We start from the raw sequence: 22,356 nt of genomic DNA, 5'->3' as shown, positions 1-22,356 counted from the left end.
GTCATGACTGGGCAAATGATCGGCCAGCTCATCCTTTGGCTCATTCTGGCGGTCATCGTCATCGCCATCGTCTATGTGGTGATGAACTGGCTCTACCGCCGCTCCACCAAGGAAATCGCCTTCGTCAGGACGGGTTTTCTCGGCGAGAAGGTGGTGATCGACGGCGGCGCTTTCGTCTGGCCGATCATCCACGACATCACGCCGGTCAACATGAACACGCTGCCGCTGGAGATCGCCCGCAACAGGGACAGCGCGCTGATCACCAAGGACCGGATGCGGGTCGATGTGGAGGCGGAATTCTATGTCCGCGTCCGGCCCTCCAGGGACGCCGTGTCGATCGCCGCCTCCACGCTCGGCCGCCGCACGCTGGAAGCGGAGAACCTGCATTCGCTCCTCTCGGGCAAGTTCGAATCCGCCCTTCGCGCCGTCTCGGCCGAGATGGCCATGGACGAAATCCACGAGCAGCGCGCCGAATTCGTGCGCCGCGTGAACGAACTGGCGCAGGAGGGGCTTTCCAAGAACGGCCTCGAGCTCGAATCCGTCGCCATCAAGGATATCGACCAGACGGAGCTGCAATATTTCAACCCGTCCAACCGCTTCGATGCGGAGGGTCTCACCTCGCTCATCCAGGTCATCGAGACGCGCCGCAAGCTGCGCAACGATATCGAGCAGGATTCGATCATCCAGATCCGGGCCCGCAATCTGGAAGCCGAAAAGCAGTCGCTGGAGATCGAACGGGCGAGCGAGGAGGCCCGGCTGGAGCAGGAGCGCGACGTCGAGTTCCGCCGCGCCCAGCAGCGCGCGCAGCTCACCCGCGAGCGCGCCGAGCGCGAGACGGAGGCCGAGAGCGCCCAGATTCAGGCCCGCGAGGCCATCGAGAAGAATCGCATCGCCAATGAGCATTCCATCGCCGAGGCGCGCATCGCCGCCGAGCGCGAAATCCGCCAGCGCGAGATCGAGCGCCAGCGCAGTGTCGAGACGGCGGAGATTGTGCTGCGCGAGGAAATCGAGAAGGCGCGTATCCTTCAGGAGCGCTCCGTCGCCGAGGCGCGCATCGCCAACGAGGGCGACACGCAGGCACGGGAAATCGAACGGCAGGCCGCCATCCAGCGCGCCGAGATCTCCGCGCGCGAAGCGACCGAGCGTGCCCGCATCGAGCAGGAGCGCAAGGTCGCCGAGGCCCGCATCCGCAAGGACGAGGAGACCAAGGCGCAGGAGATTTCCAGCCAGCGCGCCATCGAGGAGGCGGAGATCGCCGCCGCCCAGGCGACGGAAGCCGCCCGTATCGCACAGGAAAAGCAGATCGCCAGCGAGCGCATCGCCTCCGACGAGGATGTGCGCCAGCGGGAAATCCTGCGCACCAGGACGGTGTCTGCCGCCGAGATCGTCGCGAACGAGGAGGTCGAGAAGGCCCGCATCGAGCAGCAGGCGCGGCTGGAGGCCGGGCGCATCGCGTCCGACCAGGACGTGCGCAACCGCCAGATCGAGCGCGACAAGGCGCTGGAAGAGGCCGAGATCAAGCGCCGCGAGGCCATCGAGCGCGAGCGGATCGTGACGGAACTGGCGCTGGAGAAGGAGCGCATCGCTTCGGCCGCCGCCCGTGAGGTCTCCGATATCGTGCGCAAGCGCGAGATCGAGGAGGCGGAGGAGACCCGTGTCATCAAGCTCGCCGTGCGCAAGTCCGAGCGCGCCGATGCCGACGCCAGGGTCCGTCAGGCCGAGATCAGCGCCAAGCTGGAGGTCGAGACCGCCGAGATCGCCCGCGACCGGGCCATCGAAGCGGCGCGCCTCGAGCGCCGCCGCGCCATAGAACAACTGGAAATCGCCCGCACGCAGGCCCTGCAGGAAGCGGAGATCGCGTCGCGCGAAGAGGTCGAGCGCAGCCGAATCGCCTCCGAGCGCGGCCTCGACGAGGCCCGCATCGGCCAGGAGCGCGATCGCCGCAAGCTGGAGGTCGAGCGCGAGCGCGAGATCGAGAACGCCCTGATGGAAAAGGCCATCGCGATCTACAAGAAGTCGCTCGACGAATCCGCCGCCCGCGCGGAAGCGGACCTCGCCCGTGCCCGCGCCGCCGAAGCGGAGGAGCAGATCCGCACCACCCGCGAGACCGAAGAGGCCAAGCGCCGCAAGAATGTCGACCTCGTCATGGCCGAGAAGCTGGCGCAGGAAAAGCGCATCGCCGCCGAAGCCGAAAAGGTGCGCCGCGCCGTCGAGGCCGAGGCGCAGAAGCTGCTCAACGAGGCGGAGAATGTGCTCTCCGACGAGGCCCGCTACTCGATCTTCCGGCAGAAGCTGCTGGAACATGCCGAGGGCATCGTGGCGGCCTCCGTCAAGCCACTGGAGAAGATCAACGACATCCGCATCATGTCGCTCGGCGGCATGGGCGGGGCGAACGGCGATGCCGGCACGCTGCGCAGCCCCACCGACGAGGTGATCGAATCGGCCCTGCGCTACCGCGTGCAGGCGCCGCTGATCGACAATCTCCTCTCCGACATCGGCATCGAGGGCGGCTCGCTCGCCAAGATGGGCGGGCTCATCCGGGAGGCCTCCGACATGCAGCGTATCGCCAAGGATACGGCGCCCAAGGCGGGCGGCGGCAAGCCGGCCGGCCCGGCCTCCGACGGCAAGAAGTAAGGGGCGCCCGACATGGCAAGAGTGTTCGTTTCCAGCGTCATCGACGCCCCGGCCGCCAAGGTCTGGGAGCGCGTGCGCGACTTCAACGGCCTGCCGCGCTGGCACCCGCGCATCCGCGACAGCCGCATCGAGAACGGTGAGCCTTCCGACAGGATCGGCTGCGTGCGCGACTTTCATCTGCAGAACGGCGACCGCATCCGCGAGAAGCTGCTCGGGCTTTCCGACTACGACATGTTCTGCACTTACGCGATCCTCGAAAGCCCGATGCCGCTGACGAACTATGTCGCCAATCTCCGGCTGACGCCGGTGACGGACGGCGAGCGGACATTCGCCGAATGGACCGCCGAATTCGACTGCGAGCCGGAGGTGGCGGAAGACCTCGTCAACGGCATTGGCACCAATGTCTTCCTGGGCGGCTTCGATGCGCTGAAGCGTCATTTCGGGAGCCGCTGAGCGATGGTGAAGATCGTCAAGAGCACCGTTCTGGAGGCGCCCGTCGAGGCGGTCTGGGAGGTCCTGCGCGATTTCAATGGCCATGACCGCTGGCACCCGGCCGTCGCCGACAGCCAGATCGAGCGCGGGCAGCCGTTCGACCGTGTCGGCTGCGTCCGCCGCTTCCATCTGGCGGACGGTTCCGAGCTGCGTGAACAGCTCCTGACGCTCTCCGACATGGACATGGCCTTCAGCTATTGCCTGCTGGATACGCCGGTGCCGCTGCTCAACTACGTCGCCCATGTGCGGCTGACGCCGGTGACGGATGGCGACCTGACCTTCTGGGAATGGCAATCGCGCTTCGACACGCCGGCGGGCGAGGAGGCAGCGCTTGCCGCGATGGTCGGCGAAGGCATTTACGAAACGGGTTTCGCAGCGGTGCGCCGGCACATGGGCCTCGCCGCCCGCGCGGCGGATGCATGACGGGAGGAGCGGACAGATGCCGGTCAGTGTGAGGACATTCCAGGGCGCCGAGGAGGCCGAGCGCGCGCTCGCCGCCAGCCGGACGGCGCGCTATTTCGGCGGCGGCACGCTCGTCATGCGGGCGGTCAATGCCGGCGACCAGGCCTTCGATACGATCGTGCGCGCCACCGATCCGCGCCTCAGGCAGATCCAGATGCAGGGCGACAGCGTGGTGATCGGCGCCGGCGTGACGATGGCCCAGATCATCGCCAGCCGCGACGCGGCCTTCCTCGCGCCCGTCGCGAAGGTCATCGGCGGGCCGGCCATTCGTACCGTCGCGACGGTCGGCGGCAATCTCTTTGCCGCCTCCCCCTATGGCGACTTCGCCGCCGCGCTGCTGGCGCTCGACGCCAAAGTGGTGCCGGTGGGCGGTACGCCCGTGCCGATAGGCGATTTCCTCGATGCGCGCGACCGCGAGCCGCGCCGCCTCGTGCTCTCGGTGATCGTGCCGCGCCCGCGCGATTCGCGCGCTTTCCGCTTCGTCAAGGTGAGCCGCGTGAAGCCGAAGGGTGTCGCGGTCCTGTCCATCGCCGCGCTGCTTCCGACGAATGGCGGGCGGGTTTCCGGCGCGCGCGTCGCCTATGGCGCCATGGGCGGTCGTCCGGTGCGGGCGCTGGCCGTCGAGCAGGCACTCGAAGGCCGCACGCTCGACGAGCAGGGCATCGCGCCCGCGCTTTCCGCCGCCACCGACGGCATCAATCCGCAGACCGATGCGCTCGCCTCGGAATGGTACCGCCGCCAGGTGGCGCCGGTTCATCTGAAGCGGCTTCTGCTCGACCAGAGGAGGTAAGTCATGACCAGGAAACCCCTCCAGTTCCAGCTCAACGGTTCCGGAAAGGCGATCTTCGTCGAGGAGGGCCAGAACCTGCTCGAGGCGCTGCGGCGCGGCGTCGGCGATCTGTCGCCGAAATATGGCTGCGGGCAGGGCACCTGCGGCACCTGCACGGTGCTCATCGACGGCGAGCCGCACCTTTCCTGCCTGACGCTCGCCGAAACCGTCGAGAACCGCGCGATAGAGACGACCGCAGGCCTCGCCATGGGGCCGCAGCTTCATCCGCTGCAGCAGGCCTTCATGGATGGCTTCGCCGCCCAGTGCGGCTATTGCACGCCCGGCATGCTGATGGCCGCCAAGGCGCTGCTCGACCGCAATCCGTCTCCCACGCGGGAGGAGGTCGTCGAGGCTATCTCGGGAAACATCTGCCGCTGCACCGGCTACGAGCCGATCATCGCGGCCATCCTGGCCGCCGCCGCATCCGGCGGCGGGCGGCGCTACGCGTGAGGGGCCGGCCATGATCGAATTTCGCAAGGAATATTTCGCCGACGAGCGCGACGATACGCTCAACGAGATCGGCAAGTCGACGCAGCGCCAGGACATGCTCGGCCATGTGACCGGCCGATCCCCCTTCTTCGACGATCACCTGTTCGACGGGCTGCTGCACCTGAAATGCCTGCGCTCGCCGCACCATCATGCGCGCATCCGCTCGGTCGACACGTCCGAGGCCGAACGCATGCCGGGCGTCAGGCGCATCATCCGCGCCCGGGACGTGCCGCACAACCTCAACACCCTGCTCAGCCTCATGGGCTTCGGCCTCGACGACGAGCCGATGCTGGCCGACAAGAAGGTCGCCTATGTCGGCGAGCCGGTCGTCGCCGTGGTGGCGGAAAGCGAGCGGCAGGCCTATGACGCCATCGCGAAGATCCGCGTCGATTACGACGTGCTGCCCCATGTGCTCGATGTCGAGGAGGCGCTGAAACCGGGCGCGCCTTCGGTCAATCCGACCTATCCCGCCAATACCTTCACCTATCACGAGAAATACGATCACCAGAAGCTGCGTTTCGGCGACGTGGAGGCGGCGCTCCGGCAGGCGGACCATGTCGTCGAAGGCCGCTACCAGATGTCGCCCATCGAGCAGGCGCCGACGGAGACCTGCGGCGCCATCGCCGCGCCCGAGACCAACAACCGCTATGTCGTCTATACCTCGACGCAGGCGCTGTTCTTCTCGCTCGGCACGGCGGCGAAGATCCTGAAGCTCTCGTCAAACCGCATGCATTTCATCGGCGGCACCGTGGGCGGCGGTTTCGGCGGCAAGGTGGATTCCATCCATGAGCCGATGGCCATCCTCGGCTGCATGCTGACGGGACGGCCGGTCAAGTTCATCTGGAATCGCGAGGAGGAGATGCAGGTCGGTGCCCCGCGCGGGGCGGAGCGCTGGTACATCACCGACGGGGTGATGAACGACGGCCGCATCGTCGCCCGCAAGTTCACCGGCTATTTCGACAGCGGCGCCTATACGCGCCTTTCGAGCTACGCGATCATCAAGAGCGTCGGCCACCTGCCGGGGCCCTATACGATCCCGAATGTCTCGGCGGATGTCTACTGCGTCTTCACCAACCGCACGCCGGCCACCGCCATGCGCGGCTTCGGCATCACGGGCGTGGATTTCGCCATCGAGACCCACATGGACAAGGTCGCCCACCGGGTGAAGATGAACCCGATCGAGCTGCGACTGAAGAACGCCTATCTCGACGGGGACATGAAGGCCCACCGGCGGCTCGCCAAGAACACCGCCCTCGTCGAATGCTGCCAGGTCGTGGCGGAAAAGGCGAAATGGTCGATCGGCCCGGAATATCGCGCCATGTCCTCGCTGAAGGGCGGTGGTGGCGAGCGGGCAGCGATCCCGCACACGATCATCGACAATCGCGGCCTTGCCAGACCGGCCTCCGGCCTCGGCAGCTACCAGCCGCCGCCGGCGCCGGGCTACACACCCGCGCTGGCCTATACGCCGCCGTCCCACAACCCGGAGCCGCAACCCGTCCGGCCCTACGAGCCGGCACAGGCCGCCCCGCCGCCCGCTGCTCCGTCGCCAACGACGACCCGGCCGGCCGGCAACCGCTTCTCGTCCATTTCCGGCCTCAGGAGGCGCTGACATGACGATCCATCGCGGACGCGGCTTTGCCGCCATCAATTACCCGATCGGCATGAATCTCGGCGGCGACCCGTCGCAGGCGCTCGTCCATTCCAACCCGGACGGCAAGTTCATGGTCGCGCTCTCCTCCATCGATCTCGGGCAGGGCATGAAGTCGGTGACGCGCCAGATCGCCGCCGAAACGCTCGGCATTCCCGTGGAGGACGTCTATGTCGATACGGCCGATTCCGATACCGGCCCGCATTGCATGGGGTCTTTCGCCTCGCGCGGCACGCACCGCGTCGGCAATGCGGTGATCGCCGCGGCCACCGAGGCGCGCGCCGTGATGATGGAGGCGGCGGCCGAGGAACTGGAGGTCAATGCCGAGGATCTCGTGACCGACGGCAAGGGCAATATCCATGTGAAGGGCGCCCCGTCGAAGTCGATCACCACGGCGGCCGCCTGCAATGCCGCCCAGTTCAAGCAGGGCAAGACCGTGTCCGGCCGCGGCATCTTCCTCGTACCGCTGTCGGATGTCGATCCGGAAACGGGCGAGATGACGCCGGTCACCTGCTTTGCCCATGCCGCGATGATCGTCGATATCGATGTCGACGACGAGACGGGCGAGGTGAATGTCGTGGAGATGAACAGTTGCTACGAGGTCGGCCGGGCGCTCAATCCGCGGCTGGTGGAGCAGCAGCTCGTCGGCGGCGCCTGGATGGGCATGAGCCACACGCTCTGGGAGACCACGGAGCCCTATTATCCCGACCGCAGCCATGGCCCGGTGGACTTCAACGACTATGTCATGCCCGGCCCCGGCGATATCGCGCCGCACCACATATCCGTGCTGGAGCGGCCGGCGCCCGATGGCCCGTTCGGCGGCAAGGGACCGGGGGAAATGTGCGCCAATCCCGTGCTGCCGGCCGTCACCAACGCCGTCTTCAACGCCGTCGGCGTGCGCATCGACGATCTTCCGATCACGCCGGAAAAGATCCTGCGGGCGCTCGCCGCGCAGGGCGGCGCGCGCCCGCAGCCGAAATGGTGAGGTAGGCCGTGCCCGTCACCCGCTCCATCGTCGGCATCGACAGCCCGGAAAAGCTCGCCTCCGCCCTGACGGCGGCGCAGTACCTTGCCGACGACGGTCTTTCGACGGCGGGGTATCTGGCGCTGGCGCTCGGCAAGCCCCTGCTGCTCGAAGGCGCGCCGGGCGTCGGCAAGACGGAGGCGGCCAAGGCTATCGCCTCGGTGCTCGGCCGCAGCCTCATCCGCCTGCAATGCTACGAGGGCATCGATTCCGCCGCGGCGCTCTACGAATGGAACTATCCCCGCCAGATGCTGGCGATCCGTCAGGCCGGCGACACCTATGTCAACATCTATTCGGATGAGTTCCTCATCAACCGGCCCATGCTGGAGGCGCTGACGAGCCCGCGCGACGCCGTGCTGCTCATCGATGAAATCGACCGCTCGGACCATGAATTCGAGGCTTTCCTGCTGGAATTCCTCTCCGATTTCTCCATCTCCATTCCCGAGCGCGGCACGGTGCGCGCCGAACACCGCCCCGTCGTCATCCTTACTTCCAACCGCACGCGGGATCTGCACGAGGCGCTGCGCCGCCGCTGCGTCTATCACTGGATCGGCTATCCGGATGCGGTCCGCGAGGCGGAGATCGTGATGATGCGGGCCAGCGCCGTCGCGCGCAGCACCGCCGAAGCGGTCGTCGCCGCGGTCGGGCGGCTGCGGCAGGAGCCGCTCGCCAAGCCTCCGGGCGTCGCCGAGACCGTGGAATGGGCGGAAGCCGCCACGCTGCTCCATTCGCAGGGCGCGCCCTGGCCCGCCGCCTTCAGGCGGGCGATCGGTGTCGCCCTCAAGGATCAGGACGATCTCGCCTTCACCGCGCCGCGGCTCGACACGCTGATTTCGGGAGCGGCGGCATGAGCGGCGGGGACCTGCCGCGCGCCGCGCGTCCCTTCGTCGAGTTCTCGACGCTCCTGCGCGAGAATGCCTTCATGGTGGCGCCGGAGCAGACGGAAATGTTCATCGCCGCCGTCGGCCTGCTCGGCCCCCGGCAGATGGGCGACATCCACAAGGCGGGGCTTGCCACGCTCGCCCCGCCACCGGAGCGACGGGAGGATTTCGACGCGCTCTTCCGTCTGCATTTCCTCGGCCAGTCGATCGCGGCCGGCGAGAAGGCGGAGGACGACGAGGAGCTGCAGGCCTTCGACGAGCGCGAGGGCGAGATGGAGCCGCCGGAGGCCGACGAGATCAACGAGGCCGGCGAGCAGGCGACGGGCAGCGAGGTGCTGACGCTCCGGCAGTTCGCCGACCTTGCGGAGAACGAAGCGTTGCGGCGCTTTCGCAAGCAGGCGGCAAGCCGCCTGCCGCGGCGCCTGACGCAGCGCCGCGCGCCGGCAAAATCGGGCGATCGCTGGAACATGCGCAAGCTCATGCGCGACGCCGTCAAGCGCGACGGCGAGGTGATGCGCCTTCCACAGATGGCGCGCAAGACGCGCCAGCGCCGCATCCTGCTCCTCATCGATGTTTCCGGCTCGATGAAGCAGCAGACGGAAGCCCATATGCGCTTCGCCCATGCGCTCGCCGCCGTCTCGGATCATGTGGAAATCTTCACTCTCGGCACGCGGCTCACCCGCGTGACCCGTGCGCTGGGGCTCAGGCGGCAGGAGCAGGCGCTCGCGAACGCTGCGACGCTCGTTGCCGACTGGGACGGCGGCACGCGGCTCGGCGATGCGCTCGCCGCCTTTCTCTCGGTGCCGCGCTTTGCGGGCTTTTCGCGCGGCGCGCTGGTCATCGTTCTTTCCGACGGGCTTGAGCGCGGCGATCCGGAGCGGCTGGTGGAGGCGGTGCGGGCGCTTTCCCGCCGCGCCTGGAAGCTCGCATGGCTGACGCCGCTTGCCGGCGACAGCGGATATGTTCCGCAGACCGCCGCGATCTCGGCCATCGCGCCGATCCTCGACCGGCTGGGCAACGGCTCCGGCACTGCCGCGATCTGCGAGGAAATCCTGACGATAGCGAGGGCAGCATGATGAAGATCGTCGACGCACATCACCATATCTGGCGCCAGCGCGACCTGCCCTGGTTGATGGGTCCGATGCAGCCGCGCATTTTCGGGCCCTACGAGGCGATCCGGCGCGACTATCCCATCGAGGAATTCCTCGCAGATATCGAAGGCCGGGGTGTTACGAAATCCGTCTATGTGCAGGCCAACTGGGCGAGGGACCGCTTCGAGGACGAAGTCGCCTGGGTGCAGGGCGAGGGGGAGCGCACCGGCTGGCCGCACGCCATCGTCGGCTATTGCGACATGACGGTGGAGGACGCCCGCCCCGCGCTCGACCGGCTGGCGAAATATTCCCGCATGCGCGGCATCCGCCAGCAGTTCCACTGGCATCGCAATCCGCTCTACCGCTTCGCTTCCGGCCCGGATCTCTGCCGCGATGCCAATGTCCGGCGCAATGTCGCGCGGCTTGCCGATTACGGCTGGAGTTTCGACCTGCAGGTCTTCGCCCCGCAGATGAAGGGAGCGGCGGAGCTTGCCCGCGCCTGCCCGAACGTGACCTTCGTGCTGCAGCATTCCGGCATGCCCGAGGACATGGGCACGGAAGGCTATGCCACCTGGAAATCCGAATTGCAGGCGCTTGCCCGCGAGCAGAACGTCGTCAGCAAGCTTTCGGCCTATGGCACCTTCATTCACCGCAACGATACGGGGCACATCGCCCGCATCCTCGCCGACACGGTCGGCATTTTCGGCGCCAGTCGCTGCCTCTTCGGCTCCAACTTCCCCATCGAGAAGCTCTGGACGGACTACGGCGCGCTGCTCGGCGCTTTCCAGATCGCGGCATCTAGCCTCGACGAGACCGCGCGGCAGGCGGTTTTCCACGACACGGCAAGCCGTGTCTACAAGCTCTGATCGAGCCTCGGGGAGGGCGCGCGATGGTTCATGAAGCACTCGATCCCGCCTTCGAGCGGCTGATCGATCCGCAGGCGGCGTTTACGCGCGCCGGTACCGGCTTCATCTTCACCGAAGGTCCGGTCTGGCATCCGCTGGACCATTACCTGCTCTTTTCCGACATGCCCGGCGACGTGCGGCGTCGGCTCGACCGCTCCGGCGTGCGCGAGGTGGCGCGGCCCTCCAACAAGGGCAACGGCATGACCTACGATGCCGCGCTCAATCTCGTCGTCTGCGAACACGCGACCTCCAGCGTCGCGCGGATCGGCCCGGACGGGCGCCGGGAGGTACTGGCCTCGCATTTCGAGGGGCGGGAACTGAATTCGCCCAACGATCTCTGCATCCGCTCGGATGGTTCGATCTATTTCACCGATCCGTGGTACGGCCGCATGGCGGGCTTCGGCGTCGAGCGCCCGCGCGAGCTCGGCTGGCAGGGCGTGTTCCGCATTCCGCCGGGCGCGACAAGCCGCGAGCCGCAGCTCGTCACCAGCCGCTATCTTTTCTCCCAGCCCAACGGCCTCTGCTTCTCGCCGGATGAGTGCCTTCTCTATATCAACGACACCGAGCAGGCGAATATCCGTGTCTTCGACGTGCGGCCGGACGGCTCGCTTTCGGAAGGGCGGATGTTCGCGACCGGCATTCGCGATCCCGGCAGGCCGGGTCTCCCGGATGGGATGAAATGCGATGCCGAGGGTAATGTCTGGGTGACGGCGCCCGGCGGGCTCTGGATCTATAATCCGGGCGGCAGGCTTGTCGGCAAGGTCGCGATCCCGGAGGAGGCCGCCAACATGCACTGGGGCGGGCCGGACTGGCGCACGCTCCATGTCTGCGCCACCACCTCCGTCTACACGATCGAAACGCGGGTCGGGCCGCGCAGGGAGCCGTTCATGGCCGCAACAGCAGCAAGCATGCGCACCGATGCGGGATCAGGGGCGGCCTCTTCCGGCGCGGTACTCGATCCGGCGCGCTGCGCGCTGATCATCCAGGATATGCAGAACGACGTGGTGATCGAGGGCGGGGCCTTTGCCGGTTCCGGCGCGCCGCAGCATTGCCGCGAGCAGAACGCCATCGGCAACATCGCGCGGCTGGCGGACCATTGCCGCGCGCTCGGCGTGCCGGTCATCCATGTCTGGTTCGTCGTGGAACCGGGGGCGGCGGGCCTGACGCTCAATGCGCCGCTCTTCGAGGGGGTCGTGGAGAGCAACGCGCTGGTGCGCGGCAGCTGGGGCGTGGCGCCGGTCGACGGGCTCGAGGCGAAACCGGGCGATCATGTCGTGGAGAAGATGCGGATGAGCGCCTGGGAGGGCACGCGCCTCGAGACGATCCTGAAGGCGCAGCAGCGCGACATGGTCATCGTCACCGGGGCATGGACCAACATGTCCATCGAGCACACCGCCCGCACCGGTGCGGATAAGGGCTATATCATGATCGTGCCGGAGGATTGCTGCTCGACGATGAATGCCGACTGGCACAACGCCGCGATCAACTACGCCCTCCAGAACGTATCGGCTGTCACCCGGTCGGCCGACGTGATCGATGCCCTGCGCTAGCCTGTACGTTCAAGGCTCGCCTTCCAGCATCTCCATGATGTCCGCCCCGGCGCCGGCCGCCGTCGCGTCGGCCTTGCCGGCGGCATCGAGGAATTCCTGCTGCGAGGCGACCGTATAGTTGCAGCCGACGAACATCGTCTTCGGGGTCCCCGTTTCCGCGGGTGCCCCAGCATCATGGCGAGCGCGTTGTCCGTCGGGGCGAAGGCGCCGAGCATCGGGCCGCTTTCGGGGTCGGCGAAGCGGTAATATTGCTCGGTCATTTTTATCGGCGCGCGCTTCATGCCCTTTGCCTCGATCAGCGTCCGCGCCGCGTCATAGGTGTCCTCGATCACCACCCATTCCTGCAGGAAGGAGATGCGGGTGACGGGCTTGCCGAACACCGCGACGGGCTCGGCAAGCTCGAAGGTTTCCAGACCCAGCATTCCCTCATGGCCGTTGTCGGGGACCGGCTTCAGCCATGCCGGCAGGTTCCCGCTCATGAAGAGCACCATTCCGGTTTCGCCCAGCGCCTCGCGCGGCGCCCTGCATTCGGCAAGGGCCGATAATGTCTCGGGCGTCAGCTCGAATGCGGCGGCATCCGGCTGCGCCTCCTCGGCGTAGGCGGGTACTTGTCCCGCCATCTGGCACAGGATGGCAAGGGCGGCGCATAGCGGGAGCGTGGATTTCATGGCATTCACGATCGTTGTTTCCTTCCGCGCCCGACGGCGATGGAGCCGCGGCAGGCATGCGCGCGCTATATTTCAGAAAAATGCGTGCGGTTCCAGCTGATCGATGGGACAGGCGGAGGATATGTCTCGTGGGTTCGGGCGAGGGCGCAAAAAAATGGGCCGTCGGAAACCGCGGCCCATGAGATGTGGAGATCTGAACCTCCAGAGGGGAACAGCTGCTGCGGCGGTACTGGGAGGAGAAAAGGCCGCCATATGCATCAGCTGTCCTGAATATGTTTGAATTCCGGTGACATGACAAGCATTGGTTGTGCATTTCACCTATGCAAGGATTGCAATGCAACGGGCCGGGTTCACGGTGATTTCTGCGCACGTTTCAGGAGGATCTGCAATTCATCGAAGCGCCGCTTGCGGTCGCCGTCGTCCTCTTGGGCGGAATAGCAGGTCCGCGAGACGCAGAAGCGGCGCAACGTATAGGGGTGTTCCGCCTTGTCGAATTCGCATTCGAACTCGTCGGTCATTTCCGATTTCTGCTGGTCGGCCCGCTGGGAATAGGTGAAGCGCACGCCGGGCGGCTTCAGTTCAGGGAAGGACTGCACCACGCCGATATTGAGCGTGTCCGTCATGAAGAAGTTCTTGGCGATGTCGGTGCATGTCGCCTGAAGCTCCGGGCTCTGGGCATAGGCTGGCGAGGCGAAGACGAGAGCAGCACCGACAATCCACTTCATTCTTTCCTCCCTTGCACGGCGACCGAGCGAACCGGACTATCGCGAAATTCCACACGGGCGGATTTGTTCCGCGAAGAGTGCCGGCCTCAGGGCCGCATCCTTCTGGCAAGGGGGCGGAGCGCAAGCGCCTGCAGGTGCTCCAGCACGGAAAGGATCGCCTTGCCGTGCCGGTCCATGATCCAGAGCGAGGCCATGGCGAGGGGAACGGCGAGGATCGCCGCGCCGAGCATGTCGAGCGGATAGTGCACGCCGATATAGATGCGCGACCATGCTACCAGGAGGCCGAGCCCCGCCGCCCACCAGGCCGCGCTGCGCCGCCGTATCATGAACAGCAGCGCCGCGGAGACCGCGAAGGCAAGACCGTGATTGCTCGGGAAGGAGCCGTTCGGCCGGTGCTCGACCAGCGCATGTCCGACGCCGGCCATGAAGGGGCGCGGCCGGAAGGCGACGAGCCCGATGAGATAGCTCAGCACGATCGCCAGCAGGAAGGCGAGAACGAGGGCGACGGCCGTCAGCCGGTTGCGCCGGCCGCCCGCGATCCACAGCCAGGCGAGATAAAGCGGAATGACCAGAATGACGAACTTCGCGATGAAGATCGCGAGCCACGCGACAACCGTATTCGGCGTTGTGCCGGCATTCAGGAGCAGAAACAGATCGGTATCGAAATCGAGCATGAAGGGCCTGTCAGATGCATGTCACTCCGCGCCTTGGGCCCGGATCGTGGCGGCATCATGCCGCCCGGAGGAAAAGGCTGTGGAGAACGCGGAGGCGAACGTGAGCGGGTAGCCCGGGGCACCCGCGACATCTTTACCGACCTAAATGCTTGTCTTCCGGCCGCGCCTCGTGGCATTAGGGGCCTTCCTCCGGAGACTGGCGCATGATCAAGACCCCGACGGCCGGACGGCCATGGACACGACTGGCGTTCATCGCATCCCTTCTGCTCGCGGCCCCGGCGCATGCCACGCCCGTGCTCGTGGTGGATGCCGGGAACCATCAGGTGCTCTATCAGGAAGAGGCGGGCGCGCCCTGGTATCCCGCCTCGACGACCAAGCTCATGACCGCCTTCGTGGTGTTCGAGGCCATCCGGGCCGGCGAGGTGAATCTTGCCACCCCCGTCACCATGACCCGCAATGCGACGAAGCAGGCGTTCCTGGAATCCGGCCTCACCCTCGGGCGGACCATGACGTTGGAAGACGCGCTCTTCGCCATGCTGACCGCCTCGGCCAACGACGTCGCCGTGGCGCTTGCCGAAGCGGTGGTGCCCGACGAGAAGGCCTTCGTCCAGCGCATGAACGATGCGGCCGCGCGCCTCGGCATGACCGGCACGCATTTTTCCAACCCGAACGGGCTTTTCGACAAGACCAACTATACGACCGCGCGCGACCTCGCGCTGCTGGGACTGGAAGTGGACCGGGCCTTTCCCGAATATAGCCGCTTCTTCCAGGCGGCTGCGGTGACGATCGACGGCAAGGAGATCAAGTCGAACAACCTGCTGCTGACGCGTTTCAGCGGCACGATCGGCATGAAGACCGGCTTTCTCTGTGCCTCCGGCCGGAATTATGTCGGACTCGCCACGCGCAACGGAAAGCGCGTCATGGTCGTCATGATGGGGGCGACGACCGAGCGCGAGCGCAACGAACGTTCGGCGCAATATCTGACGCAGGCCTTCGACGGGCGCCTTGCGAGCGGCGCGGGGCGCCTTGAGGACCTGAAGAACCGGGGCGATCTGCAGCCGGAGGACATGCGCATCCGCCTGTGCACCGACAAGAGCGCGGCCTATGAGGCAAGCCGGGATGCGCTTTACCCCATGGGCCTGCCGGGCCACGAGAGCTATCTGAAGGACGAGATTCCCGGTGAGGTCCGTGCGATCAGGACCTGGGCCAACGACAATCTCAAGGATGTGCCGGTTCCCGCCCGGCGTCCGTCTTAGGGCGTTTCCGCTTTCCAAGTCGCGAAAACGCTCTAACTCTTTGTTCTACCGCATCTGCGAACGCAAAACCGCTTCGCGCTTTTGCTGGAAATACTCTAGGCGCGGTTTGCCGGCCCGCCATGCCCGGCCGCGAAAGAGGAGGATCGCCATGATCAGATACCTTTCGGTTGCCGCCGTCGTTCTTGCTGCTGCCCATGCCGTAGCCGCCGACCCCGCCTACCGTGACGACCGCTCCGATGCGGCTTCGCTCGTCAGGTCGCTCTACAACGCCATCGACCGGAAGGAATATGCCCGGGCCTGGGACTATTTCGGCGACCGCAAGCCGGCGGCGGACTTTGCGGCCTTCGCTGAAGGCTATGCCGGCACCGAGGCCGTCGACGTGGCGCTCGGCGCTGTCAGCGAGGAGGGCGCTGCCGGCAGCGTCTATTTTCAGGTTCCCCTCGCCATCCGCGCCCATCGCGCGGACGGCAAGGAAGAGGTCTTCGCGGGTTGCTACGTGGTGCGACAGGTGAATCCCGCGATCCAGGAGCCGCCCTTCCGTCCGCTGCAGATCGAGAAGGGCAGCCTGAAGCCGGCCGCCGCGGGCAGCCTCGACGAGGCCGTGCCGGCGGAATGCCGGGAGTAGCTTTCATGTGAAGAGCCGGTGGTTGGTGGAACGGGTCGTCAGCCCGTGACACCCTTCCCTCGGATCGCTATATCTGCGCTCCGGTCGTGCAGGCCGAAATTCCCGCCCCGCCGCAACAGGCGGGTCAACGAACAGACACTTGAGTGACATGCCAGAACAGAACATCACGGCAGCCGGTGCGCGCTCCGCATTCATCGAGGGCGTCATCGCCTGCGGGCCGACGATCCTCGGCTATTGGAGCATCGGCTTCGCCTCCGGCGCCATCGGCGCGATCTCGGGTTTCAGCACGGGCGAGATCCTGCTGCTTTCCGCCCTGCTCTATGCGGGCTCCGCGCAGTTCCTCTTCTATTCCCTCTGGACGGCGGGGGCGGGGCCGTCGGCGGTCGTGCTGGCGGTGCTGCTCGTCAATATCCGCTACCTGCTGATGAGTTCCTATCTCGCGCGCTTCTTCTCGGGCGCCTCGACCATGCAGAAATTCGTCAGCGGCGTGCTGCTGACCGACGAGACCTTCGGCGTCGCCACGCAGTTCGCGACGGGACGCGGGGCGCTGCCCTATCGCTGGATGCTCGGGCTCAACGTGGCGGCCTATGTAAACTGGATCGTCGCCAATTTCATGGGTGCCCTGTTCGCGGCGGTCATCCCCGCCGGCATCTCGCATGGCCTCGGTTTCAGCCTGACGGCCATGTTCATCGGGCTGCTGGCGCTCAACTATTTCGGCAGCGCCCGGAAGCGGCTGGAGATCGTGGCGATGGTCACGTCGGCCGCCGCCGTGCTGGCGACGATGCGCGTCCTCGACGTCAATGTCTCCGTCCTGGTCGCGACGGCCCTGGCCGCGACGATCTGCGCGACCGCGCTGCAAATCCACGAACGCCGGGGGATGCCGTCATGACAGGCTCCTTCCTGCTGACCGTCGCGATCTGCGCGGCGATCACCATCTGCATCCGCGCCCTGCCCATCGTCTTCCTGGCCGGCGCAAGACTGCCGGCCTTCGCCATGGCCTGGCTCGGCTTCATCCCCTCCAGCATCATGATCGCGATCGTGACGCTGGAACTGGTGAAATATGCCGGCGAGGATGGCGGAACGGCCGCGACGGTGGCGGCTGCCGTGGGCTGCACGGTGGTGGCGTTCCTGACGCGCAGCCTCTTTGCGACCGTGCTCGTCGGCGTGATCCTCTATCTCGGCGTGATGCTGATACCCTGAGCGGGCCTCGATCCCGGCCCATCATATGCCCGATAGCGCGGAATTTTCTGGAACCTAAAGTAGCATCCCTGCATTGATAGCGCAGGAGGCAAGACCATGGATACGTCCTTGCTCATAGACTGGCCGGCCGGCGTCGCGATCAACCTGGAAGCCCTGGGTGGACCCTTCATGGTGGGGTCGACGCGGGAAGCCGCTATCCTCCTGACGGACTGCTGGCCCATCGATCATGGCCGCGCCTTCATTCATGCGCTGGAAGTCTGTGCGGACGCCCTGGAAGAGGAGGCGCAGGATGAAGACGTCCGCCGCGCCTTCGTGGAGGCGGCGGAAGAAGCGCATATCCTCATGCACTTGCAGTAGGGGGAAAGGGCTGCCGTCTCAGGAGGCCTCGCGGGAGTAGAACATCCGCGCGGACGCCTCGATGATGGAGCGGTGCTTGCGCGCGTCGAAGGAGACGGCCGGAAAGGTCTCGAACAGATATTTCGCAAATTCCACCTTGGTCTCGTCCGTCTGGTCGAACCATGGCTGCGAGGTCACTTCGGTGAATATCTGCTGCAATGCACCCAGTTCATCCGGTTCAAACGTGCCTTTTGAATAAATATCACCCATAACGTCCACCCGTCGTCGTGTCCGCTGATCTGGGCATCGGACCGCCGGTGTTCAAGGTGCAGGCACCGCCGGTCCTTTCAAAAAATCGAGAGAGGGGCGGCTACCATTCGCTGTCGGGATCGGCGAGGAAGGAGGGGATTTTTGCATCCTCGCCCGCTGCTGCATAGAGCAGCTCGATGCAGCGCCGGCGCTCCTCCTCGATGCCTTCGACGATCATCTGCACCGGGTCCTTCTGCCCGCGGGCAAGATGGCGTGCCGCGATGCTCCATGCCGCGCGCTCGGTGCTGGATGTGAAGATGCCCGATTTGTCGTACACGCATTTCTCCTGCCATTTCATTGGCCGCGGAAGATGCGCCAGCGTCCTTGCGCGAACGTTGCGGCGCTCCGGCGTCTCTCTCCCGGCTTCATGAAAAATTCGCGGCAAGCGGGTAAAGGTGTCTTGTTTTTGTTCATATAAGCGCTAACTTTTATAAACGATGAACCGGTTGCGCCGCGTATTTTCGCGCATCCGAGGTGCCCCATGAAAAGCATTCCGGACGTCATTGCCGAATTGAGCCGCGCTGCGGCCGAAGTTCCCACGCTCTCGGAGGGAGAAAAGCTCCGCCTCCTGGGACGCGCCTATATCACGATCCATGAAGGCTGGGAGGCGCTCGGCCAGTCCGACTACCTCCAGGAATCGGCCGAGGCCGTCGATCTCATCCAGGCGGGAAGGGTGCCGTTGCATCTTTACGACGACGAGATGCAGGCGATCCTGCTGGAAGCCGTCAAGGTGATCCGGCAGATCGAGGCCGCGCTGGAGGCAAGGGACGCGACGCGGCCCGAGCATGCTCTTGCCGATCGCTAGGCCGAGGCGTTTTCTCTTCCCTCACAGCTCGCCGGAGATTTCGCGGCGGTTGCGGTCGAGTTCCTCGCTGTAGCGACGCAGCGTATGGCTTTCCGTGAGAAGGCCGATCACGCGCTGGCCGATCATGTCGCTGACCACCGCGAGCGCTTCGCTCTCGGTCTGGTCGAAGAGGGCGACGGCCTGCCGGGCGTTCATGGTGGGAAGGAGCACGTCGCTGCGGTGGCGCGCGACGTCCCGCACCAGCACGCCGCCATCCTTGGCCTCCACCAGATCGGCATGGACTTCCGGCACAAGCACCAGCCCTGCATATTTCCCGGCCTCGTCGACGAGGATGACGCGCTGCGTCGAGCCGATGGGGAAGCGCGCGCGGAACTCCTCGAGCGGCATGGCGGCGTCTGCGGTGCGCACGTCGGCGCGCATCAGCTTGTCGACCGTGAGGTTGCGGATCCAGCCGACATCGTGCGCGCTGCGGATCGTCTCGCCGCGCAGGTGGAATCGCCAGGTGGCGAAGGAGTAGCCGAACAGCGTGCGCACGATGAAGGACGAGGTGATGACGGCGGCCAGCACCAGCGCGGTCATCGGAAAGTCGCCCGTCACCTCCAGTGCCAGGAAGGTCATGGTCAGCGGCCCGCCGATGACGGCGACCGCAAGCGCGCTCATGCCGACCACGGCGTAGCTTGCCGGCGCCAGCGAGGCATGGCCGAGATAGGGCGCGGCGAAGGCGAAGAGCTTGCCGATCAGCGCGCCCATGAAGAGCGAGGCGAAGAACAGGCCGCCGCGAAAGCCCGAGCCGATCGAGACGGCCGATGCCACCGCCTTGAGGAGGAACAGGCCGAGAAGGCCGAGGATCGTCACGTTCGTCTCGAGATTGAGGTGGAGCGCGCCGTGGCCGCCGGAAAGCACCTGCGGGCTGATCATGGCCAGCAGGCCGACGATGATCCCGCCGATCGCCGGGCGCACATAGCCGGGAATGGCGCTCTTGCGGGCGGTCTCCTCGACCAGCGCGACGCCCTGCATGAGCAGGATGCCGACGCCGCCGCAGATGGCGCCGAGCAGGAGGGCCGGCACATAGTCCGCCGGCAGCACCGAGCCGACGCTGCCGACATCGATGCCGGCATCGCTCGGCGAAAGCAGGCGGGCGACGAGATTGGCGACGAGCGCGGAAACGACCACCGGTGTCAGCGAGAGGATGGTATAGGCGCCGATGATCAGCTCGAAGGCATAGAAGGCGCCGGTCAGCGGGGCGTTGAAGGCGGCGGCGATGGCGCCCGCCGCGCCGCACCCGACGAGGATGCGCATGTCCGAGCGGCGCAGTTTCAGTTTGCTGCCGAATTTCGAGGCGAAGCCGGCGGCGACCTGCGTATAGCCGGCTTCCAGGCCCACCGAGGCGCCGAAGCCGTTGGAAATGAGGTTCTGCACCGCGACGACGAGACTGTCGGTCAGCGACAGCCGGCCGCCATGCAGGGCATTGGCCTCGATCGGGTCGACCAGCGGCCGCTTGCGCCAGCGGGCGAGCAGCAGCAGGAGAATGCCGAGCAGGATGCCGCCGGCAATGGGCGCGACGAGCAGCAGGATGGGATTTTCGACGGCCGCGCCGCTGAGGCGCTGGTCAGGGGCAAGGCCGAAGATCGTCGAATGCATCGTTCGCGCGATAAGGGTCATGGCGGCGACGGAAAGACCGGCGGCGATGCCGACCAGCACACCGGCGATGACGAGGCCGAATTCGCTTCGCCGCGGCAGCGTGCGCATCAGTTCCAGGCTGAGGAACCGGTAGAGCACCGAGGGGCGCAACTGCCGCAGCCGCTTGCGCAGGCCGAAATGGCGAATCGTATGCTGTTTCATCGTCCTTCCGGCCGAGCGTGCGACGGTCCTTGTTCCCGTGGTGCGGGATGATCGGTAAGGGGATTTAATCCCGCCTGCCCGTCTGTCAAAGGCAAATTTGGTCGCAACCCGCCGAATATCGCCAATTCGGCGGCAGGAAGGGATGGGAGGCGGGCAGGGCGGGCCTGCCCGACCGGGTCAATACTGCGAGGGCGGCAGGCGCACGACGAGGCCGTCCAGCGCCGCGGACATCTTCACCTGACAGCTCAGGCGGCTCTGCGGCGTCGGGTTGGAGACGCATTCCAGCATTGCCTCCTCGAAGTCGTCGGGCGGCGAAAGCCGGTCCAGCCAATCCTCGTCGATGTAGCAATGACAGGTGCCGCAGGCGCAGGCTCCGCCGCATTCGGCGGCGATGGCATCGACGCCGTTGCTGACGGCCGCCGACATGACGCTCTGGCCATCCTCGACGCTCGCCTCGATGGTGCTGCCGTCATTGCCGATGAAACTGATCTTGAGCATGGGATTTCCGTGATTTTGGGAATGGGTCAGGCAGGCTTGAAGGCGATCTTCAGCGCCCCGGGGCCGCGGACCGAAAGGCCGGTCTTGTATTGCGGCTCGACTTCGGCGAGCGAGATTGTCTCCAGGCGCTTGAGCAGGGTGGTGAAGATCACCTCCATGTCGAGCCGCGCCAGATGGTTGCCGAGACAGAAATGCGCGCCGCCGCCGAAGGCAAGGTGCCTGTTGGGATTGCGGGCGATGTTGAAAGTATCGGCGTCCGCGCCGAAGGCGTCCGGATCGCGGTTCGCCGCGCCGTAGAGCAGGCCGAACTTCGTGCCGCGGGCAAACGGCCGGCCACCGATCTGACAGTCCGCCGTCGCATAGCGATGGAAGAAGGGCAGCGGCGATTCGAAGCGGAACATTTCCTGAATCGCGGTCTGGATGACGCCCGGCTCCTGGCGAAGGCGCTGCATCTGGTCGGGATAGCGCAGCAATGCGTGCATGCCCGAGCCCAGCACATCGATGGTCGAGCCGTGGCCGGCCATGAGGATCAGCATGCAGGTGGAGACCAGCTCGTCCTCGTTGAGGTGCCCGGCATCCTGCGCCGCCATCAGGCGGGTGATCATGTCGTCCTCAGGGGCGGCCCGGCGGGCGGCCATCAGCTTCAGGAGATAGTGGTAGAATTCGGTGGTCGCCTTTTCGGCGGCGGCCTTGCGCGCGTCGGAACGGTCGATGTCGAAGAAACGCACGACGTTTTCCGACCAGACGCGCAGCTGCGGACAGTCCTCGTCCGGCACGCCGAGCACGCGGCCGATGATATGGCCGGGCACATGCGCGGCGAGGTCCTCGACGAAATCGATCTCGCCGCGGTCGATCAGGCCGTCGACGAGCCGGTCGACGAAGTCCTGGATCATGCCGCGCTGGCGGGCGATGAAGGCGGGCGTGAACTCGCGGAAGACCTGCTTGCGCAGGCGATCGTGCACCGCACCGTCGCTGTCGAGCATGGAGAACTGCACGAAGCGGGAATGGTGCGGCATGTCATGCCAGTTCTGCGCCCGCTGCTGTTCCTCGATCTCTTCCGGCGACATGAAGAATTCCGCCGAGCGCACCATGGCATTGTCGCGGGCGATGGCCGCGACGTCGTCGAAGCGGGTGACCAGCCAGATGTCGAAATCGGCGAAGTAGACCGGTTCGCCGCGGGCGCGCAGCGCCGCATAGGCCGGGTAGGGATTCTGGGCGAAGGCGGTGGAAAGCGGCTGAAAATCCATGTCAGCCTGGAGCGGCGCGGTCATGTCCATCAAGTCTCCGAAAACATCGCCTGCCGGCGGAAGCACGCCAAACTAGAGGATTTAGCCGGCGAGGGAATGCATCGCAGGCGCAGGATGATGGATAAAACTCGCATGGACGGTCGCGGCGTGATAGTCCGCTTTCCGA

At 66.0% G+C, this 22,356-nt stretch carries 25 protein-coding genes; 17 read left to right on the top strand and 8 right to left on the bottom strand.

The annotated features are described in order from the left end of the window. Nucleotides 1-3 precede the first annotated feature (3 nt). Genes ACZ48C_RS22875 through ACZ48C_RS22825 form a run of 11 tightly spaced genes read left to right on the top strand, consistent with a single transcriptional unit; the run spans nucleotide 4 to nucleotide 12,005 of the window. Entirely contained in the window at nucleotides 4-2,634 is a 2,631-nt protein-coding gene (locus ACZ48C_RS22875) for a flotillin family protein (RefSeq protein WP_464783085.1), read from the top strand. A 12-nt stretch (nucleotides 2,635-2,646) separates the two neighbouring features. Further along, the gene (locus tag ACZ48C_RS22870; protein ID WP_464783084.1) at nucleotides 2,647-3,087 is read left to right on the top strand and encodes an SRPBCC family protein; all 441 of its coding nucleotides are present in this window, start codon (nucleotides 2,647-2,649) and stop codon (nucleotides 3,085-3,087) included. A 3-nt stretch (nucleotides 3,088-3,090) separates the two neighbouring features. After that, nucleotides 3,091-3,549: an SRPBCC family protein gene (locus tag ACZ48C_RS22865; RefSeq protein WP_318913062.1), complete on the top strand. Its 459-nt coding sequence runs from the start codon at nucleotides 3,091-3,093 to the stop codon at nucleotides 3,547-3,549. 16 nt (nucleotides 3,550-3,565) lie between these two features. After that, nucleotides 3,566-4,378 (top strand): FAD binding domain-containing protein, encoded by an 813-nt coding sequence (locus ACZ48C_RS22860; RefSeq protein ID WP_464783083.1) that lies wholly within the window; start codon nucleotides 3,566-3,568, stop codon nucleotides 4,376-4,378. A 3-nt stretch (nucleotides 4,379-4,381) separates the two neighbouring features. Continuing rightward, nucleotides 4,382-4,867: a (2Fe-2S)-binding protein gene (locus ACZ48C_RS22855; RefSeq protein ID WP_119255297.1), complete on the top strand. Its 486-nt coding sequence runs from the start codon at nucleotides 4,382-4,384 to the stop codon at nucleotides 4,865-4,867. 10 nt (nucleotides 4,868-4,877) lie between these two features. Then, nucleotides 4,878-6,515, top strand: coding sequence for a xanthine dehydrogenase family protein molybdopterin-binding subunit (locus ACZ48C_RS22850; RefSeq protein ID WP_464783082.1), 1,638 nt, complete (start codon nucleotides 4,878-4,880; stop codon nucleotides 6,513-6,515). 1 nt (nucleotide 6,516) lies between these two features. Then, complete coding sequence (locus tag ACZ48C_RS22845) at nucleotides 6,517-7,539, top strand: xanthine dehydrogenase family protein molybdopterin-binding subunit (protein WP_119255295.1); 1,023 nt, start codon at nucleotides 6,517-6,519, stop codon at nucleotides 7,537-7,539. 8 nt (nucleotides 7,540-7,547) lie between these two features. Next, nucleotides 7,548-8,429 (top strand): AAA family ATPase, encoded by an 882-nt coding sequence (locus tag ACZ48C_RS22840; protein ID WP_464783081.1) that lies wholly within the window; start codon nucleotides 7,548-7,550, stop codon nucleotides 8,427-8,429. Further along, a complete protein-coding gene (locus tag ACZ48C_RS22835) occupies nucleotides 8,426-9,535 on the top strand; it encodes a vWA domain-containing protein (RefSeq protein ID WP_464783080.1) in 1,110 nt (369 codons plus the stop codon). Before ACZ48C_RS22840 ends, ACZ48C_RS22835 begins: the two co-directional genes overlap by 4 nt. Continuing rightward, nucleotides 9,532-10,416 (top strand): amidohydrolase family protein, encoded by an 885-nt coding sequence (locus ACZ48C_RS22830; protein WP_464783079.1) that lies wholly within the window; start codon nucleotides 9,532-9,534, stop codon nucleotides 10,414-10,416. Before ACZ48C_RS22835 ends, ACZ48C_RS22830 begins: the two co-directional genes overlap by 4 nt. Before the next feature lie 23 nt (nucleotides 10,417-10,439). Beyond that, on the top strand, nucleotides 10,440-12,005 hold the full coding sequence (locus ACZ48C_RS22825; RefSeq protein ID WP_464783078.1) for an isochorismatase family protein: 1,566 nt from the start codon (nucleotides 10,440-10,442) through the stop codon (nucleotides 12,003-12,005). On the opposite strand, the gene ACZ48C_RS22820 is transcribed toward ACZ48C_RS22825, so the two are convergent. The 3 genes from ACZ48C_RS22820 to ACZ48C_RS22810 form a co-directional block, all read right to left on the bottom strand. Then, nucleotides 12,002-12,673 (bottom strand): hypothetical protein, encoded by a 672-nt coding sequence (locus ACZ48C_RS22820; RefSeq protein ID WP_464783077.1) that lies wholly within the window; start codon nucleotides 12,671-12,673, stop codon nucleotides 12,002-12,004. The genes ACZ48C_RS22825 and ACZ48C_RS22820 overlap by 4 nt on opposite strands. 350 nt (nucleotides 12,674-13,023) lie before the next feature. Next, nucleotides 13,024-13,398, bottom strand: coding sequence for a hypothetical protein (locus ACZ48C_RS22815; protein WP_119255289.1), 375 nt, complete (start codon nucleotides 13,396-13,398; stop codon nucleotides 13,024-13,026). Between the two features lie 86 nt (nucleotides 13,399-13,484). Next, the gene (locus ACZ48C_RS22810; protein ID WP_454634596.1) at nucleotides 13,485-14,072 is read right to left on the bottom strand and encodes an undecaprenyl-diphosphatase; all 588 of its coding nucleotides are present in this window, start codon (nucleotides 14,070-14,072) and stop codon (nucleotides 13,485-13,487) included. A gap of 203 nt (nucleotides 14,073-14,275) precedes the next feature. Here ACZ48C_RS22810 and ACZ48C_RS22805 point away from each other — a divergent pair, with 203 nt between their 5' ends. The 5 genes from ACZ48C_RS22805 to ACZ48C_RS22785 all read left to right on the top strand — a co-directional run bounded on the left by ACZ48C_RS22805 (nucleotide 14,276) and on the right by ACZ48C_RS22785 (nucleotide 17,510). Next, the gene (locus tag ACZ48C_RS22805) at nucleotides 14,276-15,328 is read left to right on the top strand and encodes a D-alanyl-D-alanine carboxypeptidase family protein (protein ID WP_119255287.1); all 1,053 of its coding nucleotides are present in this window, start codon (nucleotides 14,276-14,278) and stop codon (nucleotides 15,326-15,328) included. Between the two features lie 148 nt (nucleotides 15,329-15,476). Continuing rightward, nucleotides 15,477-15,953, top strand: coding sequence for a hypothetical protein (locus ACZ48C_RS22800; protein WP_464783076.1), 477 nt, complete (start codon nucleotides 15,477-15,479; stop codon nucleotides 15,951-15,953). Nucleotides 15,954-16,101: 148 nt separating this feature from the next. Continuing rightward, nucleotides 16,102-16,842, top strand: coding sequence for an AzlC family ABC transporter permease (locus ACZ48C_RS22795; RefSeq protein WP_464783975.1), 741 nt, complete (start codon nucleotides 16,102-16,104; stop codon nucleotides 16,840-16,842). Continuing rightward, nucleotides 16,839-17,153, top strand: coding sequence for an AzlD domain-containing protein (locus ACZ48C_RS22790; protein ID WP_119255284.1), 315 nt, complete (start codon nucleotides 16,839-16,841; stop codon nucleotides 17,151-17,153). The genes ACZ48C_RS22795 and ACZ48C_RS22790 overlap by 4 nt, the downstream gene beginning before the upstream one ends. Nucleotides 17,154-17,249: 96 nt before the next feature. Continuing rightward, nucleotides 17,250-17,510, top strand: coding sequence for a DUF982 domain-containing protein (locus tag ACZ48C_RS22785; protein WP_318913049.1), 261 nt, complete (start codon nucleotides 17,250-17,252; stop codon nucleotides 17,508-17,510). Between the two features lie 18 nt (nucleotides 17,511-17,528). Here the strand turns inward: ACZ48C_RS22785 and ACZ48C_RS22780 are convergent, their stop codons facing one another. Further along, complete coding sequence (locus ACZ48C_RS22780) at nucleotides 17,529-17,759, bottom strand: hypothetical protein (protein WP_318913048.1); 231 nt, start codon at nucleotides 17,757-17,759, stop codon at nucleotides 17,529-17,531. A gap of 100 nt (nucleotides 17,760-17,859) precedes the next feature. Continuing rightward, a complete protein-coding gene (locus tag ACZ48C_RS22775) occupies nucleotides 17,860-18,075 on the bottom strand; it encodes a hypothetical protein (RefSeq protein WP_119255281.1) in 216 nt (71 codons plus the stop codon). A gap of 204 nt (nucleotides 18,076-18,279) precedes the next feature. Between ACZ48C_RS22775 and ACZ48C_RS22770 the strand changes: the two genes are divergently transcribed. After that, nucleotides 18,280-18,603, top strand: coding sequence for a hypothetical protein (locus ACZ48C_RS22770; RefSeq protein WP_424549284.1), 324 nt, complete (start codon nucleotides 18,280-18,282; stop codon nucleotides 18,601-18,603). A gap of 21 nt (nucleotides 18,604-18,624) precedes the next feature. On the opposite strand, the gene ACZ48C_RS22765 is transcribed toward ACZ48C_RS22770, so the two are convergent. The 3 genes from ACZ48C_RS22765 to ACZ48C_RS22755 form a co-directional block, all read right to left on the bottom strand. Next, complete coding sequence (locus tag ACZ48C_RS22765; RefSeq protein WP_464783974.1) at nucleotides 18,625-20,352, bottom strand: chloride channel protein; 1,728 nt, start codon at nucleotides 20,350-20,352, stop codon at nucleotides 18,625-18,627. A gap of 270 nt (nucleotides 20,353-20,622) precedes the next feature. Beyond that, on the bottom strand, nucleotides 20,623-20,943 hold the full coding sequence (locus ACZ48C_RS22760) for a 2Fe-2S iron-sulfur cluster-binding protein (protein WP_119255279.1): 321 nt from the start codon (nucleotides 20,941-20,943) through the stop codon (nucleotides 20,623-20,625). Between the two features lie 26 nt (nucleotides 20,944-20,969). Further along, a complete protein-coding gene (locus ACZ48C_RS22755) occupies nucleotides 20,970-22,214 on the bottom strand; it encodes a cytochrome P450 (RefSeq protein ID WP_464783075.1) in 1,245 nt (414 codons plus the stop codon). Between the last annotated feature and the right edge of the window lie 142 nt (nucleotides 22,215-22,356).

It is taken from the genome of Shinella sp. 1A1, from assembly GCF_055379515.1.
This window is presented reverse-complemented; position numbering and strand designations above follow the sequence as displayed.

Bases quoted from the DNA above. Each gene is read 5' to 3' on its own strand.
- ACZ48C_RS22780 (WP_318913048.1), bottom strand. From the start codon at position 17,759: ATGGGTGATATTTATTCAAAAGGCACGTTTGAACCGGATGAACTGGGT.
- ACZ48C_RS22785 (WP_318913049.1), top strand. From the start codon at position 17,250: ATGGATACGTCCTTGCTCATAGACTGGCCGGCCGGCGTCGCGATCAAC.
- ACZ48C_RS22875 (WP_464783085.1), top strand. From the start codon at position 4: ATGACTGGGCAAATGATCGGCCAGCTCATCCTTTGGCTCATTCTGGCG.
- ACZ48C_RS22865 (WP_318913062.1), top strand. From the start codon at position 3,091: ATGGTGAAGATCGTCAAGAGCACCGTTCTGGAGGCGCCCGTCGAGGCG.
- ACZ48C_RS22770 (WP_424549284.1), top strand. From the start codon at position 18,280: ATGAAAAGCATTCCGGACGTCATTGCCGAATTGAGCCGCGCTGCGGCC.
- ACZ48C_RS22860 (WP_464783083.1), top strand. From the start codon at position 3,566: ATGCCGGTCAGTGTGAGGACATTCCAGGGCGCCGAGGAGGCCGAGCGC.
- ACZ48C_RS22815 (WP_119255289.1), bottom strand. From the start codon at position 13,398: ATGAAGTGGATTGTCGGTGCTGCTCTCGTCTTCGCCTCGCCAGCCTAT.
- ACZ48C_RS22820 (WP_464783077.1), bottom strand. From the start codon at position 12,673: ATGAAATCCACGCTCCCGCTATGCGCCGCCCTTGCCATCCTGTGCCAG.
- ACZ48C_RS22755 (WP_464783075.1), bottom strand. From the start codon at position 22,214: ATGACCGCGCCGCTCCAGGCTGACATGGATTTTCAGCCGCTTTCCACC.
- ACZ48C_RS22760 (WP_119255279.1), bottom strand. From the start codon at position 20,943: ATGCTCAAGATCAGTTTCATCGGCAATGACGGCAGCACCATCGAGGCG.
- ACZ48C_RS22870 (WP_464783084.1), top strand. From the start codon at position 2,647: ATGGCAAGAGTGTTCGTTTCCAGCGTCATCGACGCCCCGGCCGCCAAG.
- ACZ48C_RS22850 (WP_464783082.1), top strand. From the start codon at position 4,878: ATGATCGAATTTCGCAAGGAATATTTCGCCGACGAGCGCGACGATACG.
- ACZ48C_RS22845 (WP_119255295.1), top strand. From the start codon at position 6,517: ATGACGATCCATCGCGGACGCGGCTTTGCCGCCATCAATTACCCGATC.
- ACZ48C_RS22795 (WP_464783975.1), top strand. From the start codon at position 16,102: ATGCCAGAACAGAACATCACGGCAGCCGGTGCGCGCTCCGCATTCATC.
- ACZ48C_RS22830 (WP_464783079.1), top strand. From the start codon at position 9,532: ATGATGAAGATCGTCGACGCACATCACCATATCTGGCGCCAGCGCGAC.
- ACZ48C_RS22835 (WP_464783080.1), top strand. From the start codon at position 8,426: ATGAGCGGCGGGGACCTGCCGCGCGCCGCGCGTCCCTTCGTCGAGTTC.
- ACZ48C_RS22790 (WP_119255284.1), top strand. From the start codon at position 16,839: ATGACAGGCTCCTTCCTGCTGACCGTCGCGATCTGCGCGGCGATCACC.
- ACZ48C_RS22765 (WP_464783974.1), bottom strand. From the start codon at position 20,352: ATGCGCACGCTGCCGCGGCGAAGCGAATTCGGCCTCGTCATCGCCGGT.
- ACZ48C_RS22855 (WP_119255297.1), top strand. From the start codon at position 4,382: ATGACCAGGAAACCCCTCCAGTTCCAGCTCAACGGTTCCGGAAAGGCG.
- ACZ48C_RS22805 (WP_119255287.1), top strand. From the start codon at position 14,276: ATGATCAAGACCCCGACGGCCGGACGGCCATGGACACGACTGGCGTTC.
- ACZ48C_RS22800 (WP_464783076.1), top strand. From the start codon at position 15,477: ATGATCAGATACCTTTCGGTTGCCGCCGTCGTTCTTGCTGCTGCCCAT.
- ACZ48C_RS22810 (WP_454634596.1), bottom strand. From the start codon at position 14,072: ATGCTCGATTTCGATACCGATCTGTTTCTGCTCCTGAATGCCGGCACA.
- ACZ48C_RS22825 (WP_464783078.1), top strand. From the start codon at position 10,440: ATGGTTCATGAAGCACTCGATCCCGCCTTCGAGCGGCTGATCGATCCG.